The sequence below is a fragment of the Bradyrhizobium sp. USDA 326 genome, assembly GCF_049739485.1.
GTDB lineage: Bacteria > Pseudomonadota > Alphaproteobacteria > Rhizobiales > Xanthobacteraceae > Bradyrhizobium.
The window spans coordinates 2,376,675-2,391,000 of sequence record NZ_JBMGQA010000001.1 but is presented as its reverse complement, the minus strand read 5'-3'; the positions used below and the strand labels follow the sequence as shown (position 1 = coordinate 2,391,000).

The 14,326-nt window shown below is 64.9% G+C and carries 18 protein-coding genes; 12 read left to right on the top strand and 6 right to left on the bottom strand.

Annotated features, from left to right (window positions below; translation table 11 throughout):
• Positions 1-16: 16 nt before the first annotated feature.
• A complete protein-coding gene (locus ABIG06_RS11430; protein ID WP_370136491.1) occupies positions 17-1,597 on the bottom strand; it encodes an AMP-binding protein in 1,581 nt (526 codons plus the stop codon).
• Between the two features lie 226 nt (positions 1,598-1,823).
• Entirely contained in the window at positions 1,824-2,234 is a 411-nt protein-coding gene (locus ABIG06_RS11425) for a VOC family protein (RefSeq protein WP_319332999.1), read from the bottom strand.
• Positions 2,235-2,353: 119 nt separating this feature from the next.
• Between ABIG06_RS11425 and ABIG06_RS11420 the strand changes: the two genes are divergently transcribed.
• The 4 genes from ABIG06_RS11420 (at position 2,354) to ABIG06_RS11405 (ending at position 4,642) form a co-directional block, all read left to right on the top strand.
• Complete coding sequence (locus tag ABIG06_RS11420; protein WP_370136489.1) at positions 2,354-3,328, top strand: Bug family tripartite tricarboxylate transporter substrate binding protein; 975 nt, start codon at positions 2,354-2,356, stop codon at positions 3,326-3,328.
• Positions 3,329-3,477: 149 nt separating this feature from the next.
• Positions 3,478-3,756 (top strand): DUF3551 domain-containing protein, encoded by a 279-nt coding sequence (locus ABIG06_RS11415; protein ID WP_370136488.1) that lies wholly within the window; start codon positions 3,478-3,480, stop codon positions 3,754-3,756.
• 92 nt (positions 3,757-3,848) lie between these two features.
• Positions 3,849-4,298 carry an ArsR/SmtB family transcription factor gene (locus tag ABIG06_RS11410; RefSeq protein ID WP_245454497.1) on the top strand — a complete coding sequence of 150 codons (450 nt, stop codon included), beginning with the start codon at positions 3,849-3,851 and terminating at the stop codon, positions 4,296-4,298.
• Positions 4,265-4,642, top strand: a complete 378-nt coding sequence (locus tag ABIG06_RS11405; RefSeq protein WP_370140824.1) for an SRPBCC family protein — start codon at positions 4,265-4,267, stop codon at positions 4,640-4,642. The genes ABIG06_RS11410 and ABIG06_RS11405 overlap by 34 nt, the downstream gene beginning before the upstream one ends.
• Positions 4,643-4,740: 98 nt before the next feature.
• On the opposite strand, the gene ABIG06_RS11400 is transcribed toward ABIG06_RS11405, so the two are convergent.
• Complete coding sequence (locus ABIG06_RS11400) at positions 4,741-5,988, bottom strand: S1C family serine protease (protein ID WP_370136485.1); 1,248 nt, start codon at positions 5,986-5,988, stop codon at positions 4,741-4,743.
• 200 nt (positions 5,989-6,188) lie between these two features.
• On the opposite strand from ABIG06_RS11400, the gene ABIG06_RS11395 reads away from it, so the two are divergent.
• The 4 genes from ABIG06_RS11395 to ABIG06_RS11380 all read left to right on the top strand — a co-directional run bounded on the left by ABIG06_RS11395 (position 6,189) and on the right by ABIG06_RS11380 (position 8,673).
• Complete coding sequence (locus ABIG06_RS11395) at positions 6,189-6,806, top strand: hypothetical protein (protein WP_124160333.1); 618 nt, start codon at positions 6,189-6,191, stop codon at positions 6,804-6,806.
• Positions 6,793-7,167: a transcriptional regulator gene (locus ABIG06_RS11390; RefSeq protein WP_124160175.1), complete on the top strand. Its 375-nt coding sequence runs from the start codon at positions 6,793-6,795 to the stop codon at positions 7,165-7,167. The genes ABIG06_RS11395 and ABIG06_RS11390 overlap by 14 nt, the downstream gene beginning before the upstream one ends.
• A 30-nt stretch (positions 7,168-7,197) precedes the next feature.
• Positions 7,198-7,938, top strand: a complete 741-nt coding sequence (locus tag ABIG06_RS11385) for a di-trans,poly-cis-decaprenylcistransferase (protein WP_370136483.1) — start codon at positions 7,198-7,200, stop codon at positions 7,936-7,938.
• 249 nt (positions 7,939-8,187) lie between these two features.
• On the top strand, positions 8,188-8,673 hold the full coding sequence (locus ABIG06_RS11380) for a Crp/Fnr family transcriptional regulator (protein ID WP_370136481.1): 486 nt from the start codon (positions 8,188-8,190) through the stop codon (positions 8,671-8,673).
• On the opposite strand, the gene ABIG06_RS11375 is transcribed toward ABIG06_RS11380, so the two are convergent.
• Positions 8,612-9,439, bottom strand: coding sequence for a metallophosphoesterase family protein (locus tag ABIG06_RS11375; RefSeq protein ID WP_370136479.1), 828 nt, complete (start codon positions 9,437-9,439; stop codon positions 8,612-8,614). The genes ABIG06_RS11380 and ABIG06_RS11375 overlap by 62 nt on opposite strands.
• A 157-nt stretch (positions 9,440-9,596) precedes the next feature.
• Here ABIG06_RS11375 and ABIG06_RS11370 point away from each other — a divergent pair, with 157 nt between their 5' ends.
• From ABIG06_RS11370 to ABIG06_RS11360, 3 genes are all read left to right on the top strand, one after another.
• A complete protein-coding gene (locus ABIG06_RS11370) occupies positions 9,597-10,283 on the top strand; it encodes a DNA-3-methyladenine glycosylase I (protein WP_370136477.1) in 687 nt (228 codons plus the stop codon).
• A gap of 26 nt (positions 10,284-10,309) precedes the next feature.
• A complete protein-coding gene (locus tag ABIG06_RS11365; RefSeq protein WP_370136475.1) occupies positions 10,310-10,603 on the top strand; it encodes a DUF1330 domain-containing protein in 294 nt (97 codons plus the stop codon).
• Positions 10,604-10,805: 202 nt separating this feature from the next.
• Positions 10,806-11,105, top strand: coding sequence for a hypothetical protein (locus ABIG06_RS11360; RefSeq protein WP_124160181.1), 300 nt, complete (start codon positions 10,806-10,808; stop codon positions 11,103-11,105).
• A 115-nt stretch (positions 11,106-11,220) separates the two neighbouring features.
• Here the strand turns inward: ABIG06_RS11360 and ABIG06_RS11355 are convergent, their stop codons facing one another.
• Positions 11,221-12,633, bottom strand: a complete 1,413-nt coding sequence (locus tag ABIG06_RS11355; RefSeq protein ID WP_124160182.1) for a sensor histidine kinase — start codon at positions 12,631-12,633, stop codon at positions 11,221-11,223.
• 105 nt (positions 12,634-12,738) lie between these two features.
• Positions 12,739-13,839, bottom strand: coding sequence for a DNA polymerase IV (dinB, locus tag ABIG06_RS11350; RefSeq protein WP_370136474.1), 1,101 nt, complete (start codon positions 13,837-13,839; stop codon positions 12,739-12,741).
• A gap of 43 nt (positions 13,840-13,882) precedes the next feature.
• On the opposite strand from dinB, the gene ABIG06_RS11345 reads away from it, so the two are divergent.
• Positions 13,883-14,326: a TspO/MBR family protein gene (locus tag ABIG06_RS11345; RefSeq protein ID WP_124160184.1), complete on the top strand. Its 444-nt coding sequence runs from the start codon at positions 13,883-13,885 to the stop codon at positions 14,324-14,326.

The following is a 14,326-nucleotide window of genomic DNA, read 5'->3' as shown; positions in this document are numbered from 1 at the left end:
CCCGGAACGACTCTGGTCACCCTACCATCTTCCTGAGCTCCGCCTTCGCCACCTTCTCCAGCGTCGAGCGCGGCATGTCGTCGACGAATCTTATCTCGCGCGGCACCTTGAAGTCGGCGAGGCCCCTTCGGCAGGCCGCCATGACTCTGTCATGCAGGTCGGGCGCAGCGCCCGTGACGCCGCCTTGCGGGATGATGAAGACGACCGGCACCTCGTCAAGCATCGGGTGCGTCTTCGCCACCACCGCCGCCTCGCGCACGCCGGGAACCAGCGCGATCACCTGCTCGATCTCGGAGGCCGCGACGTTCTCGCCGCCGACCTTCAGCATGTCCTTGGCGCGATCGCCGAACTTGATATAGCCATTCTGAAGCCGCTCGACGCGGTCGCCGGTGAGGAAGAAGCCGTGCTCGTCAAAGCTCTCGCGCGTCGCCTTCTCGTTGTGCAGATATTCGGCGAACAGCGACAGGCCCGGGATGCCCTTGATCGAGAGATTGCCGGTGCCGCCGACTTCCGTCAGCCGGCCGTCGTCGTCGGTGATGCGGATCCGATATTCGGGCGCGGCGCGGCCGATCGACATCGGGATGTTGGGCTGATCGACCTCGCCGACGATGCCGTGGGTGATGGTCTCGGTCATGCCCCACCAGCCGATGATCTTGATTCCGAATGCGGCAAAGGCCGGCGGCTCGTTGATCGCCGTGCCCCACAGGCGGAATTTGTGGTCCTTCGGGATCTCCTGCTCGAGCAGGGCCTTCATGCAGAACGGAATGGTCGAGGTCCAGGTCGCGCCATGCTCGCGCGCGACGCTCCAGAACCGGCTGGCGGAGAAGCGCGGCTGGATCACGCAGGATCCGCCGACCCACAGCGTCGCCAGCATGGAGTAGGCCAGCGCATTGGTGTGGAACAGCGGCAGATAGGTCTGGTGCACGTCGCTCGCATGCAGATCCTCGTGCGCGGCGTTGATCTTGGCGCCCCACAGCGCGTTGGCATGGGTCCACAGCACCGCTTTCGGCCGCGACGTGGTGCCGGACGTGTACTGCACGCTGCAAGGCGCCAGCGGATCGGTCGCGCGCTGCGGGCGGTCGGCGCTGTCGGCGAACAGCGCTTCGAAACGGTCGCCGCGCGAGACGGCCTGCGCGGGCGCCGTGCCGGAATCATGCGAAGTCACCGCTATCCAGCGAATGTTGCGGCAGTTCCGCGCGACGACTTCCGCATAGGCCGGCTGCGTGATCGCGGCGACCGCGCCGCAATGATCGGCGAAATATTCGATCTCGGCCGGCGCCGAGCGGGTGTTGGTGGTGACCGCGATGGCGCCGAGCTCGACACAGGCAAACCAGGCCAGCAGCGCCTCGATGCAGTTGTCGAGGTGAATGAGCACATATTCGCCGGGCTTGACGCCACGCCTGGCCAGCCCTGCTGCGAGCGCGCCGACTCGCTCGTGAAATTCGCCGTAGCTCCAGTGCTGTGCCGGCGCGTCGAATGGCGCCCAGATCAGGAACGGATGCGAGCTGCGCACCTCGGCGCGCATTTTGAGCAGCCAGGGGACGTCGAGCCCGTCGAAGGGGCCGACGATTCCGGCGGCGGTCTTCTGGATAGCCATGTGTCCTCCCGTGCAGCCTGCATCTTGCTGGCGGCTGCTTTTTGATGATTGCGTCTTCCTGCCATCGGACGACGCGGGAAGCAAATCGGGGGGCAAGCGGCTGCGCTCTCTCCTCCGTCATTGCGAGGAGCCCTTGCGACGAAGCAATCCAGGGCGCGTCCGCGGATACAGTCTGGATTGCTTCGCTGCGCTCGCAATGACGGAGCCTGAGGCGCGCGAGCGCGCCTCAATCCTCGTACGACGAAATCTCGATCAAGCTGCCATCCGGGTCCCGGCAATAGACCGAACGCAATGTGCCGCGCGCGCCTTGCCTCGGGCCCGGGCCGGCCTCGATCGCGACGCCATGTGCCTGCAAATGCGCCACCACCTCGTCCGGTGTGGCCGAGGTGAGAAAGCACAGATCCTCGCTGCCGGCGGTCGGGTGGCCGGCCGTGAACCACTCCACCTTGTCGGCATCGCGTTGCCGGACGTTGATCTTCTGGTTACCGAATTCAAGGAAAGTACGGGGCGCTTTGCCGCCGCCGGGATCGAACAGCTTGACTTCCATGCCGAGAATCTTGCGATACCACTCCGCGGTGACTGCGACATCGCTGACATTGATCACGAGATGATCCAGGGCGTGAACCTTGAGCGGCATGTCTCATCCTTTCGTCACGATGCGCCGCGCGCACTTTCCGCCTGCGGCAAGCTTTGTTACAACCGACGCGACTTTCAAGCTATCCGACTTTCAAGAACAACACTGGGAGAACCCTTGAGATGATCACTCGCCGTACCGCGCTGGGCCTGCTCGCCGCCAGTCCGCTTGCAGCCACCCCGCTGTCGAGGGCCCTTGCCGCCGATTATCCGGCCCGTCCGGTGAAATGGGTGGTCGGCTATCCGCCGGGCGGGGCCACCGACATCCTGGCGCGACTGATCGGCCAGCGGCTCTCGGAAAAGCTCGGCCAGCAATTCGTGATCGAGAACAAGCCGGGCGCCGGGAACAATATCGCCACCGAATCGGTCGTCAATGCCGAGCCCGACGGCTATACGCTGCAGCTGGTCAATCCGGCCAACTACATCAATGCCTCCCTCTACCCCAATCTGAAGTTCAACTTCGTGCGCGACATCGCGCCGGTCGCTTCGTTCCAGCGGGTGCCGAACGTGATGACCGTGAACAAGGACGTCCCGGCCAAGAACGTCGCCGAGTTCATCGAATATGTGAAAGCCAATCCCGGCAAGGTGAACATGGCCTCGTCCGGCAACGGCACCTCGGTGCATCTGTCCGGCGAGATGTTCATGGCCATGACCGGCTGCAAGATGCAGCACGTGCCCTATCGCGGCGCTGCGCCCGCGATTACCGACATGCTCGGCGGCCAGGTGCAGGTGATCTTCGACAACATGCCCTCGATCATCCAGCACATCCGCTCCGGTGCGCTGCGCGCGATCGGCGTCACCACCGCGCAGCGCTCCCCGCAACTGCCGGACGTGCAGGCAATCGCCGAGACCGTGAAGGACTACGAGGCCAGCGCGCTGTTCGGCATGGGGGCGCCGAAGAACACGCCAAAGGAAATCATCGCCAAGCTCAACGCCGAGGTCAACGCGCTGATGAAGGAGCCCGACATGACCAAGCGCCTGGTCGAGCTCGGGGGCGAGCCGCGCGTGCAGACCCCGGAGGCGTTCGGCGAGGAGATCAAGGCCGAGACCGAGAAGTGGAAGAAGGTCGTCGAGTTCGCCGGCCTGAAGGTCGAGTAGCGATCTTGTGATGACCGAGATGGAGCCCTGCCGTTCGGCAGGGCTTTTTTCTTGCGCGCACGATTCCGTTGATCTGGAATAAAGGGGCGCAACGAAACCTGATGGTATGTGGGGCCGTATCTCGCGTCACCAAGAGAGGAATTCGAATCATGCGCATGATGCAATTGGCGCTGCCGGCGCTGGCCACGATGGTTCTCGTCGGTTTGGCCGCCAGCACCCCCGCCACAGCGCGCGACTATCCCTGGTGCGCGCAGGGCGGCGAGTACGATTATCCCGGCGAATGCGCCTACAGCACCTATGAGCAATGCCAGGCCAGCGTCTCCGGCCGCTTGCTGTTCTGCGACCGCAATCCTCGCTTTGCCTACGGCCAGCAACAGGTCCCTCAACCGCGGCCGCACCGGCGCATGCGGCCTGTCACTCCGTACTGATCGCGCTACGCTCGCCTGATCACGCAGTCGTGCGGACCCGTGCGAACGGGTTCCTGCTTGACGCCTTTCCGCTCGCGTCTATACTAAACCACATGGTTAAGTATAGGGACGAGACGCTGGACCGGACCTTTGCGGCGCTATCGGACCCGACGCGGCGTGCCCTGCTGGCGCGTCTCGGCGAGCAGGACGGCCTGACGGTGAGCGAGCTGGCCGCGCCGTTTCCGGTCTCGCTGCCGGCGATCATGAAGCATCTCGACGTGCTCACGGATGCCGGCCTGATCATGCGGGAGAAGACCGGACGCACGGTCGCCTGCCGGCTTACCGCGCAGCCGATGGAGCAGGCGATGAACTGGCTCAATCGCTATGCACAGTTCTGGTCCCACAATTTCGATCGCCTCGCCGCCTTCGTGGAGGATGAGAAATGGCCGCCGCCGCCAACGCCGCCGAACGCCCGGCAGAACGTCCAAGCCTCACGCTCACGCGCCAGCTCCGCGCGCCGCCCGAAAAGATCTACGCCGCCTGGACGCAAGCCGCGCAGTTAGCGCAATGGTTCGGGCCGCCGAACATGAAGCCGGCGACGCTTCAGGCCGAGCTCGACGTTCGCGTCGGCGGGCGCTACCGCATCAGCTTCACCCGCGACGACGGCGAATATTTCGAGGCCGGCGGCCTCTATCGCGAGGTGGTGCCGAACGAGCTTCTCGTCTTCACCTGGACCTGGCACTCGACGCCGGAACGCGAGTCGCTGGTGACGATCTCGCTGAAGCCGGACGGTGCCGGCACCCTGATGGTCTTCCATCACGCCCAGTTCTTCGACGAGGCCGCGCGCGACAACCACCGGCGCGGCTGGAGCTCGTTCCTCGACAAGCTCGACGCCTTCGTCGCCTGACGCCAGGGAGAACGCCATGCAGCACCATTAGATCGTCTCGCGCGAGCAATGGATTCCGCTTTCGCGCGGAATGGCAGCGGAGCTAACCGTGGCTCATGCTACCGCTTCGCCTCGGCCTGCTCCGTCGCATTGCACGAGATCAGCATCGTGTAGGGCCGGGCGTTGGTGGCGATGTCGGTGGTCTTGAGCTCGCTCTTCGGTTCGGCGGTCTGATAGGGCACCACGGAATTGTCGAGAAAGTCGCGCAGCACGCCGGTCTTGATGGCGAAGTTGATGTTCTCGGGAATATTGCCGGTCGCTACGGCGATGCGCAATGCCGGGATCTTTGCGGTGACCACGCCCACGACCTGGCCTGTGTTATCGAACAGCGGCCCGCCGCTATTGCCGGGCTGCACGGGAGCACTGATCTGCAGGAAGCGCGAGTCGTTGCGCATGCCGCTGAGCGAGCTCACGATCCCCGTCGTCACGGTGAAGTCCGAGGTCAGGATTCCGTGATAGGGAAAGCCGATCGCGACCACGGAATCGCCGGAGCGGATCGAGCGGTCGCGGATCCGGGCAAAGTCCTTGAATGTCGTGGTCGACGGCGCCTGCAACAAAGCGAGATCGTTGTTGGCATCGCTCGAGACGACGCGCAGCACCATTGCGGCTTCGCCGGTGAGATTGCCCTTGATGTCGCCGACGCAGCCGTCGATCACATGGTGATTGGTGACGATGTGCCCGCCCGTGCTGACGACGAAACCGGTGCCGCTCCTGGCTCGGGCAGGTTTGCCGCCGGCCGGCGCTGCCGCCTGTTTCTCCGCCGTCGCCGCCGGCTTGGCCGCACCCTTGGTGAAATCGCCGGCCTTGCTGAGCCCGTCTGCCTTCACCCGCGTGACGCAGTTCGCCAGCGCCGCGATCAGGGGCGCCGTCGACGTCAGCACAAATTGGAGTGGCTTGCTGCCGTTGGTCGTCACCACCATCAGGCTTGCCTTCTGGAAGGCGCGAGCGACGTTGGGGGGCAGGATGGTCGTCACCATATTGGTGGTGCCGGCGGTCGCAAACAACCTGGCCTGCTCCTGGCCGTCGAAAATGAAGTCGATGGGAGCGGTATCGCCCTTGTTGAAGCGAAAGCTGGGGCTGGCAAAGCTCAGCAGCCAGGAGCCGGCCGCATTCTGCGCGACGAAGAGACTCACGCCGTTGGCGTAAGGTGCGGTCGCCGCGCAATGGGAGAACGCGCCCGTCTCGTCATTGCTGAAGGCGCCGCCGGCCCAGTTGCCGACATTGACGGTGCCGAACGGCCCCGCCGCGTTCGCCCCGACCAAACTCACTTGCAACACGAACGCAACGACCAACGACCTCAACCACATACCCCAGCCCCCGGTAAACGCACTCGCATCCATCTTATCCGCGAGGGTAGGTGAGGCGCAACCGTAAGTTGTTCGCTCTCGTCCGGCTGGCCGCGACGATTGGAGCTTGCATATACTTTGCAGTGCCGTATGCTTTGCGGTACAAAGTAGCGGGGCTGTTGCCTCGTCATGTTCGGGTGGAACGAGGTTTTGGCGTGCCGATGCGCGATCTCGACAAGGCACTGGCCGACATCGTGGCGATCCGCAGCCAGATCGCGGCGGGCACCGCCTTCCGCGGCTACGGCCCGGCGACGATGGTGGCGACCGGCGCCGTCGCGCTCATCACTGCGGTCCTGCAGTTCTGGTTGCTGGACGACCCCACCGGCGAGCCGCTCGGATTCTTCATCGGCTGGTTCAGTGCCGCCGTGCTCTCGGGGTTGATGATCGGCATCGAGATGCGGGCGCGTTCGCGCCGTCACCATTCGGGCCTGGCGGATGCCATGATCCACCAGGCAGTCGAGCAGTTCCTGCCGGCAGGCGTTGCCGGCGTGCTGCTCGCGGTGGTGATGTGGAAGTTCGCGAGCGAGACACTGTGGCTGCTCCCGGGCCTATGGCAGATCCTGGTGTCGCTCGGCATCTTTGCCTCGGTCCGCTCACTGCCGCGCACCGTTGCGCTCGCCGGCGCCTGGTATTTCGTGTCCGGCTTCGCAGTGGTGGTGCTGGCGAGCCGAACCCACACGCTGTCGCCATGGACCATGGGACTGCCCTTCGTGATCGGGCAATCGGTGATGGCGGCCATTCTGCATTTCGCGTCCGGAGACAACGATGTCGAAGATTGACAGCGCGCCCTTCTCTTACGAAGGACTCGACCGCGTGATCCACGAGAAGGCGAGGCTCGGGCTTCTGACCTCGCTTATGGCGCATCCCAAGGGGCTGGCATTCGGCGATCTCAAGCAGCTCTGCGGCCTCACCGACGGCAATCTCAGCCGGCATCTTGCCGTGCTCCAGGAGGCCGGCCTCGTCGAGGTGACCAAGGGCTACGAGGGCAACCGCCCGCACACGACCTGCCGCCTGACCAGGGCCGGCCGCCGCCGTTTCCTCGACTACCTCGCCGTGCTCGAGCGGCTGGTGCGCGACGCGGCGAAAGCCGCCGGCCGCGAGGCGCCGCCGCTCGGCCGCCTCGGTATCGCCTCGACCTGATTCTCCCCCTCATTGACCGGAGACTTTGCAATGCAGAGCGAAGCCACGTCGCGCAACGAGAAGCTTCATGTCGGCATCATCATGGACGGCAACGGCAGATGGGCGACGCGGCGCGGCCTGTCGCGCGTGCGCGGCCACGAGGCCGGCGTCGAGACCATCCGCCGGATCGTCGAGGCCGCGCCCAAGCAGGGCATCGGCACGCTGACGCTTTACGCCTTCTCGGCCGACAATTGGCGGAGGCCGAGGGCCGAGGTCGCGGCGCTGATGAGCTTGCTGCGCTTCTATCTCGGCAACGAGGTGCAGAGCCTCGTCAGGAATGGCGTGCGTCTCACCGTGATCGGCCGCCGCGACCGGCTGCCCGACGGCATCGCCACCGCGATCACGCGCGCCGAAGAGGCGACCGCCCGCGGAAGCACGCTGCATCTGCGCATCGCCGTGGATTACTCGGCTCGCGATGCGATCCTCAATGCGGCGGCCAAAGCGGCCGCGCTCACCAGCCTCACCCGCGAAGCGTTCTCGCAGCTCGTCACCGGCGAGGCTGGCCTTCGCGACGTCGATCTCATCATCCGCACCTCGGGCGAGAAGCGGCTGTCGGACTTCCTGCTCTGGGAGGGCGCCTATGCCGAGCTGCACTTCACCGAGCGGATGTGGCCCGAGTTCAACGCGGGCGATCTTGCCGAGGCGCTTGCCGCGTTCCACGGCCGCGAGCGCCGCTTCGGCGGCCTTCGGGCGATCGTGCCGGAGGAGGTGCCTTCGCTCTCGCGGGTGTGACGCACGGCACGCGAAAACGCGCTGTTCGTTTTCAGCCGCCAGGTTGGCAGCACCGACCACGCGGCCGGTGCGCGGCCTCGGGACAAGCGCGGCCTGGCGAAGGAGGCGATTTTTGGGAGGCCCTGGAGACTGGCGCGGTCCACCTCGCCAAATGCTGCCGCGCCCGTCATAGACGCGTTGATTTGTCGTGTGGCACGGATCATGCTCTGGTCTGGGGCGATAGGGTCCGCAGCGACGGGAGCTTCTGCGATGCGCGCAGTCCTGGATTATTGCACCGGCGGAACGGAGCGGCAGGTCGCCGCCGGCACGCTGATCGTCAACGAGGGTGGCACCAGCGGCCACCTCTACGTGCTGATGCAAGGCAAGCTCGAGGTACTCAAGGGCGAGATGGTGGTGGCCACCGTCACCGAACCCGGCGCCGTGCTCGGCGAGATGTCCGTGCTGCTGGGTCAGCCGCACACCGCCACCGTGCGGGCCTGCTCGGACGCGACCGTCTATGAGTTCGAGGACGCCGCCTCGTTCCTCGAGAAGGAGCCGGGTGTGGCCCTGCTGATCGCGAAAATGCTGGCGCAGCGGCTCAATGTCGCCAACACCTATCTTGCCGATCTCAAGCGGCAATATGCCGGCCACGGCACGCATCTGGCCATGGTCGGCGAGGTGCTCCAGAGCATGATCAACCTGCCGCCGCTTGAGGTCTCGCCAGGCTCGGATCGGAAATCCGATCCAAGAATGTGAGCCAGTCGGGCGGCGCCTCGATGGGGGCGGCGGGGCGCTTCAGCGGCGCATTCATGTCGATCCACTGGGCCTCACCGGCCGCCAGCCAGAACGCCTTGTCCTCGTCGAGGTCGAGGACGATGTAGGCCGGCGGCCGGCCCGGTTGCAGGCCGGTGTTGAAGACCCAGGTCTGGCCCAGACGGTCGAACCACGAGCCGCCGGTGATGAACGGCGACTGGTGCACATGGCCCGAGATCACCATCGACGGCTGGTATTGCGTGATCCATTGCACCAGCTCGACGTCGCCGAAAAAGCGCTTGCCGCCCCAGCTCGTCGGTGAATCCGCCGGCGGCGCATGGTGCGCCCAGATCCAGCGCCGCAACCGGCCAGCGGCGGCATCGCGCAGCTGCTCGACGATGCGCTGCTGCACCAGAGGCCCGTCCCACCACGGGCACACCGTGAACATTGTGTCGCCGATGCCGAGGCTGTCGCCGTCGCAGGCGATGCCCAGCTCGCGCACCTCCGAAATCCAGCGCGCGATCTTCTCGCCTTCGGTGTTGCGCTCGTCGAGGTCGTGGTTGCCGGAGCAGAGGATCACGCGGGTCTGCGCGGCAAGCAGCGCGAGGTATTTCTTCACCACCACGATCTGGGCGCGGAAGTCCACGATCGAGCCGATGTCGAGCGCGTCGCCCGCGAAGATCACGAGGTCGAACTGCGGCGCCGCGCTGACCAGCCAGTCGAGCTGGGGCAGCGAATAGTGCAGGTCGGCCACGACCAGGCAACGCATCAAAAATCCGTCGGCGAGAACTTGAAAATGTCTGGGAATTCCAGGCGCCACGAAGCAAGAAGCGGACCAGCATGGCCGCTCCCTGGGCGTCATCGTTGCGGGGCTGGACCGGTTCATCGAATTCTGATGTCGTGGGCGCCCTAACGCGGATGCCCGTATGACCGCCTTCAAGACCATTCGCGCGCGGGCCGAGAAGCGCAAAGGCGGGCCCAAGGCGCTGGAGAAACTGATGCCGGCCAGGCCGGACCTCGAGCGGCTGGCCAGGCTCGGCGACGACCGCATCCTCGCCGAGATGACCAGGCGGGTGTTCTGCGCCGGCTTCGCCTGGAGCGTGATCGATTCGAAATGGGACGGTTTCGAAGACGCCTTCCTGCATTTCCAGCCCGCCAAGCTCACCTTTCAGCCCGAAGACTATTGGGAGGGCCTGCTGCGCGACGCGCGCATCGTGCGCAACGGCGCCAAGATCATGTCGGTGCGCGACAACGCCGCCTTCGTCCAGGAGATTGCGAAGGAGCACGGCAGCTTCGGAAGGTTTCTGGCGAAGTGGCCGTCGTCCCAGGAGATCGGCCTGCTCGATCTCCTCAACAAGCGCGGCAGCCGGTTAGGGGGCAACACCGGCCAGATGTTGCTGCGCTTCGTCGGCTGGGACGGTTTCGTGACGTCCAAGGACGTGGTGGTCTGCCTGCGCGATGCAGGTCTCGACATTGCCGAAGAGGTCCAGTCGAAGGGCGATCTCGCCAAGGTGCAGGCGCAGTTCAATGCCTGGGCCGAGGAGACCGGCCTGCCCTACTCCTATCTGTCACGAATCTGCGCGCTGTCGGTGGGCGAGAACCGCAGCGAGTAGTCCTCACAACAACCTGGAGAAGAACGATGGCGAAAGCCTATTGGGTTGCGACCTATCGTGCGATCAAGAACCCCGATGCGATGGCCGCCTATGCCAACGTATCGCGCCAGGCGATCGAAGCGGCGGGTGGCCGCGTGATCGCGCGCGGGATGCCCGCAGCCGTATTCGAGCTGGGCCAGATGGAGCGTGTCGTTCTCATCGAGTTCGACAGCGTCGCAAGCGCCAAGGCGGCGTATGAGAGCCCGGCCTACAAGGCCGCGCACGACCTGCTCGGTGATGGCGCGGATCGCGATATCCGGATCGTCGAGGCTGTCGAGTAGCGCGCGGGAACAGCCAGATCGTGCGCATCCTGTGGCGCTCTCGTGCCGCGAGCGCGGCGGAGGGAACGCGCGATCACGAAATACATTTTGCAGGAACATTTGCCCCGAGCACCTGTTCGGACTGGAGCCAGGCGGACAAGGGTGCAGGGAACGCGCGCTCCCGCCCGGGCCAATGAAACCGGACACAGAAACGGAGCAGCTCATGAAGCTCACATCCGAACAGGTGAAGCAGACCGTCAACCAACTCGGCGCTCAGGTGCTGCCCGACGAACATCCGGCCATGCCGCAGCTCAACAGCATGTTCGGCGAGCACACCTTCTTCGTCGACGAGATGGGCCTCAAGGTCCTCGAGCCTGCGGGATCGCTTGGCGCCGACACCGACCGCCAGAGCGGCGAGGTCGTCAGCCTCGCCGATTGGGGCGACTCCGATCTGACGCGCCTGATGGCGCATGAGCCCGAACCGACCGGTGTGATCGTGGTGTTCGAGCACGTGAGGCATTGAGGGCCTGAGCGGATCGACTTTCATCGGTGGCGGGCCTGAAAATCCGTCACCGTGGTCGCGCTTGGCGAGCGCTCAGTTTTCGCTTCCTGAGGCGGATCCAGCATGGCCGCCGGAATCATGCCTGGAGCGGGATCTCGATGGCGATCTGAGTCCCCGGATCCGTCGTGCTCTCGAGACGCAGGCGCCCGTTCAGCGACGAGGCCACCAGATTAAAGGCGATGTGCAGCCCCAGGCCGGCGTGGCCGCTCTCCCGACTTGTCGTGACGAACGGATCGAAGACGTGCGCCTGTAATTCGTCGGGAATTCCGACGCCTTCATCAGCACAGACGAGGCGGACGGATGTCGGGTCCGGCTGGCTGACCGTGATGACAAACCGGCCACCTCTCTTGTCGGGATACGCATGCCCTGCGGTATTGAGGGCGAGATTGCTGATCACCTGAGCAAGCGCTCCGGGGTAGCTGTTGAGCTTGATTCCCGCCGGGCATCGGACCTCGACCGTCAGGCCATGATGCGACAGCAATGGCCCGAGCCTGGACGTCAACTCCGACAGCCAGTCCTTGAGCTCGAATTTCCGCCGGTCCTCGTCGGCTTGATGGACGGCGACCTGCCTGAAGCTGTGCACCATCTCGGATGCGCGGTGCAGATTGTCGAAAGTCAGATTGAGCCCCTGCTTGAGCCTGTCGATGCCCTTGGTTAGATCGGAACGCCGGACCGATGCTCCGCCCAATGCGTCAGCCATCGTTTGCAGGTCGGTCTGCATGGTGGTCGAGGTCGTCAGGGCGACGCCGAGCGGGGTGCTGACCTCGTGCGCGACACCAGCAACCAATTGGCCGAGCGAGGCGAGCTTTTCGGCCTGCACGAGCTGCTCCTGGGTCGCGCGCAGGTCGCGCAGCGATTTCTCCGAGCGTTCCTTTTCCCGCTGCAGCGCCTCCGACGTCCGGAATTGTCTTCGCGCCCGGTACTCGCGCGCAGCCACGGCATAGAGCGACAAGGCGTAGGCGTTGCCGACGAGAGAATGATTGATGAATCTCAGGCCCGCCGGCAGTGCCGGCGCGAGCGTCTCGGCGACGATCAGTGCCAGCCACGACAGCACGCAGAAGATCGCCAGCGAGCCGATCCGCAACGGCAGCATGGTCGAGACGAACAGGATGATCATCATCATGCCGGGCGCGGCAAAAGTGAAGCCCGACGGCAGCACCAGATAAATGCTGGGCAGGATGCAGCCGGGAATGACGCAATAGACGAGGAAGATCGTCTCTGCCCACGGCTTCATCCATCGTCGCGACAGCAGCGCCGTCAGCGGCAGCAGGATAAATACGGCCGTGCCGCCGCGGATTGCGAGCGTGATCGGAACCACTTCGGGGTACAGCACCCAATCCCAGAGCGCGTAGCCGGCATAGGTGGCGGCGCCGAGCAGCATTGCGATCTGCGTCCATCCGAGGCTGCCCCGGACATATTGGTCGACAAACCGCCGCTCCTCGATGCGGTCTTCGAAGCGCAGTCCGAGGCGTATCAATAAGGCAAGCATTCCAACATCAATCGCGAAAAGACCTGTTTGACGTCTCTACGACAGGTTTTGGGCCGCGTCGCTGCTAAAGATGTCGCGTTCGCCGAAGCGGTCCCCCGGCGGGATTCAGATGCCCAGCGTCAACTGCGGCTCCGAATCGCCGCCGACCTGGAGCGAAGACAGCGAGACCCCCAACAGCCTGACGCGCTTGGGCAGCGGCATCTCGGCTTCGAGCAGGCCGCAGGCCAGCCGCTCCAGTTCGTCCCGGCCCGCGACGGCCGCGGCGACGGACCTGCTGCGCGTGATGATCTCGAAGTCGGCGAACTTGACCTTCAGGGTAACGGTGCGGCCGCGATTGCCGGTCGCCTCGCAATGGCGCCAGACCTTGTCGACGAGGGGCCTGAGTTCGGCGACCAGCGCGTCGAATGCGTCGAGGTCGATCGAGAACGTGTTCTCCGCACCGATCGACTTGCGGATCCGGTTGGCCCGCACCGGCCGCTCGTCGACGCCGCGCGAGATCCAATAGTAATAGGCGCCGGACTTGCCGAAGTTCGCGTTCATGAATTCCAGCGTCTGGTTGCGGATATCGCGGCCGGTGAACAGGCCGAGCGCATTCATCTTCGCAGCTGTCGCCGGGCCGATCCCGTGGAACTTGCCGACCGGCAGCGTCTCGACGAAGGCCGGCCCCATCTCCGGCGCGATCACGAACTGGCCGTTGGGCTTGCGATGATCCGATGCGAGCTTGGCCAGGAACTTGTTGTAGGAGATGCCCGCCGAAGCGTTGAGGCCCGTCTCGGCCTTGATCTTCTCGCGGATCTTCAGCGCGATGTCCCGCGCCAGCGGGATGCCTTGCAGGTTCTCCGTCACGTCGAGATAGGCTTCATCCAGCGACAACGGCTCGACGATGGCCGTGTGCTCGGCGAAGATGTCGCGGATCTGCCTCGAGATCGCCTTGTAGACCTCGAAGCGCGGCTTGACGAAGATCAGATCGGGGCACTGCCTCCTGGCGGTCACCGATGGCATGGCGGAGCGAACGCCGAACTTGCGCGCCTCGTAGCTCGCGGCTGCGACGACGCCGCGTTCCGCGGAGCCTCCGACGGCGACCGGCTTGCCGCGCAGCTCCGGATTGTCGCGCTGCTCCACCGACGCATAGAACGCATCCATGTCGATATGGATGATCTTGCGCACCGGCGAGGCGTCGCCGGTCACCGTATCGGATTCGCTCATGGAAAGATGATACAATCGGGCAGGAAGAAGCGCGAGGTGATGGATGCTTCAGTTGCTGGTCTTCGTCGTCGCCGTGGTCGGCATCGGCTGGCTGATCGGCGCGACCAATCTCCCCGGAGAGTGGTATGCGAGCCTGGCCAAGCCGGATTTCGTGCCGCCGAACTGGGCGTTTCCGGTAGCCTGGACCATCCTTTACATCATGATCGCCGTCGCAGGCTGGCGGACCTATCGTCGCGCTCCGTCGGGAAAGGCGATGCTGGTCTGGACGGCCCAGCTGGCGCTCAATTTCATCTGGTCTCCGGTCATGTTCACGATGCACCAGATCGGAGCCGCGCTCGTCATCCTCATCGGCCTGTTCGTCGCGATCGTGACCTACATCGGCCTCCAGATATCGCGAGACAGGCTGGCAGCCGCCTTGTTCGTGCCTTACGCGGCATGGGTCGCATTTGCCGGCGTGCTCAATGCGGCGATCTGGCGTTTGAATTGA

Coding starts and splice junctions, on each gene's coding strand:
- ABIG06_RS11380 (WP_370136481.1), top strand. CDS start 8,188: ATGCGCGCAGTCCTGGATTATTGCACCGGCGGAACGGAGCGGCAGGTC.
- ABIG06_RS11395 (WP_124160333.1), top strand. CDS start 6,189: ATGCGCGATCTCGACAAGGCACTGGCCGACATCGTGGCGATCCGCAGC.
- ABIG06_RS11345 (WP_124160184.1), top strand. CDS start 13,883: ATGCTTCAGTTGCTGGTCTTCGTCGTCGCCGTGGTCGGCATCGGCTGG.
- ABIG06_RS11375 (WP_370136479.1), bottom strand. CDS start 9,439: ATGCGTTGCCTGGTCGTGGCCGACCTGCACTATTCGCTGCCCCAGCTC.
- ABIG06_RS11430 (WP_370136491.1), bottom strand. CDS start 1,597: ATGGCTATCCAGAAGACCGCCGCCGGAATCGTCGGCCCCTTCGACGGG.
- ABIG06_RS11420 (WP_370136489.1), top strand. CDS start 2,354: ATGATCACTCGCCGTACCGCGCTGGGCCTGCTCGCCGCCAGTCCGCTT.
- ABIG06_RS11410 (WP_245454497.1), top strand. CDS start 3,849: ATGGTTAAGTATAGGGACGAGACGCTGGACCGGACCTTTGCGGCGCTA.
- ABIG06_RS11390 (WP_124160175.1), top strand. CDS start 6,793: ATGTCGAAGATTGACAGCGCGCCCTTCTCTTACGAAGGACTCGACCGC.
- ABIG06_RS11400 (WP_370136485.1), bottom strand. CDS start 5,988: ATGTGGTTGAGGTCGTTGGTCGTTGCGTTCGTGTTGCAAGTGAGTTTG.
- ABIG06_RS11355 (WP_124160182.1), bottom strand. CDS start 12,633: ATGCTTGCCTTATTGATACGCCTCGGACTGCGCTTCGAAGACCGCATC.
- ABIG06_RS11425 (WP_319332999.1), bottom strand. CDS start 2,234: ATGCCGCTCAAGGTTCACGCCCTGGATCATCTCGTGATCAATGTCAGC.
- ABIG06_RS11370 (WP_370136477.1), top strand. CDS start 9,597: ATGACCGCCTTCAAGACCATTCGCGCGCGGGCCGAGAAGCGCAAAGGC.
- ABIG06_RS11415 (WP_370136488.1), top strand. CDS start 3,478: ATGCGCATGATGCAATTGGCGCTGCCGGCGCTGGCCACGATGGTTCTC.
- ABIG06_RS11365 (WP_370136475.1), top strand. CDS start 10,310: ATGGCGAAAGCCTATTGGGTTGCGACCTATCGTGCGATCAAGAACCCC.
- ABIG06_RS11360 (WP_124160181.1), top strand. CDS start 10,806: ATGAAGCTCACATCCGAACAGGTGAAGCAGACCGTCAACCAACTCGGC.
- ABIG06_RS11385 (WP_370136483.1), top strand. CDS start 7,198: ATGCAGAGCGAAGCCACGTCGCGCAACGAGAAGCTTCATGTCGGCATC.
- dinB (WP_370136474.1), bottom strand. CDS start 13,839: ATGAGCGAATCCGATACGGTGACCGGCGACGCCTCGCCGGTGCGCAAG.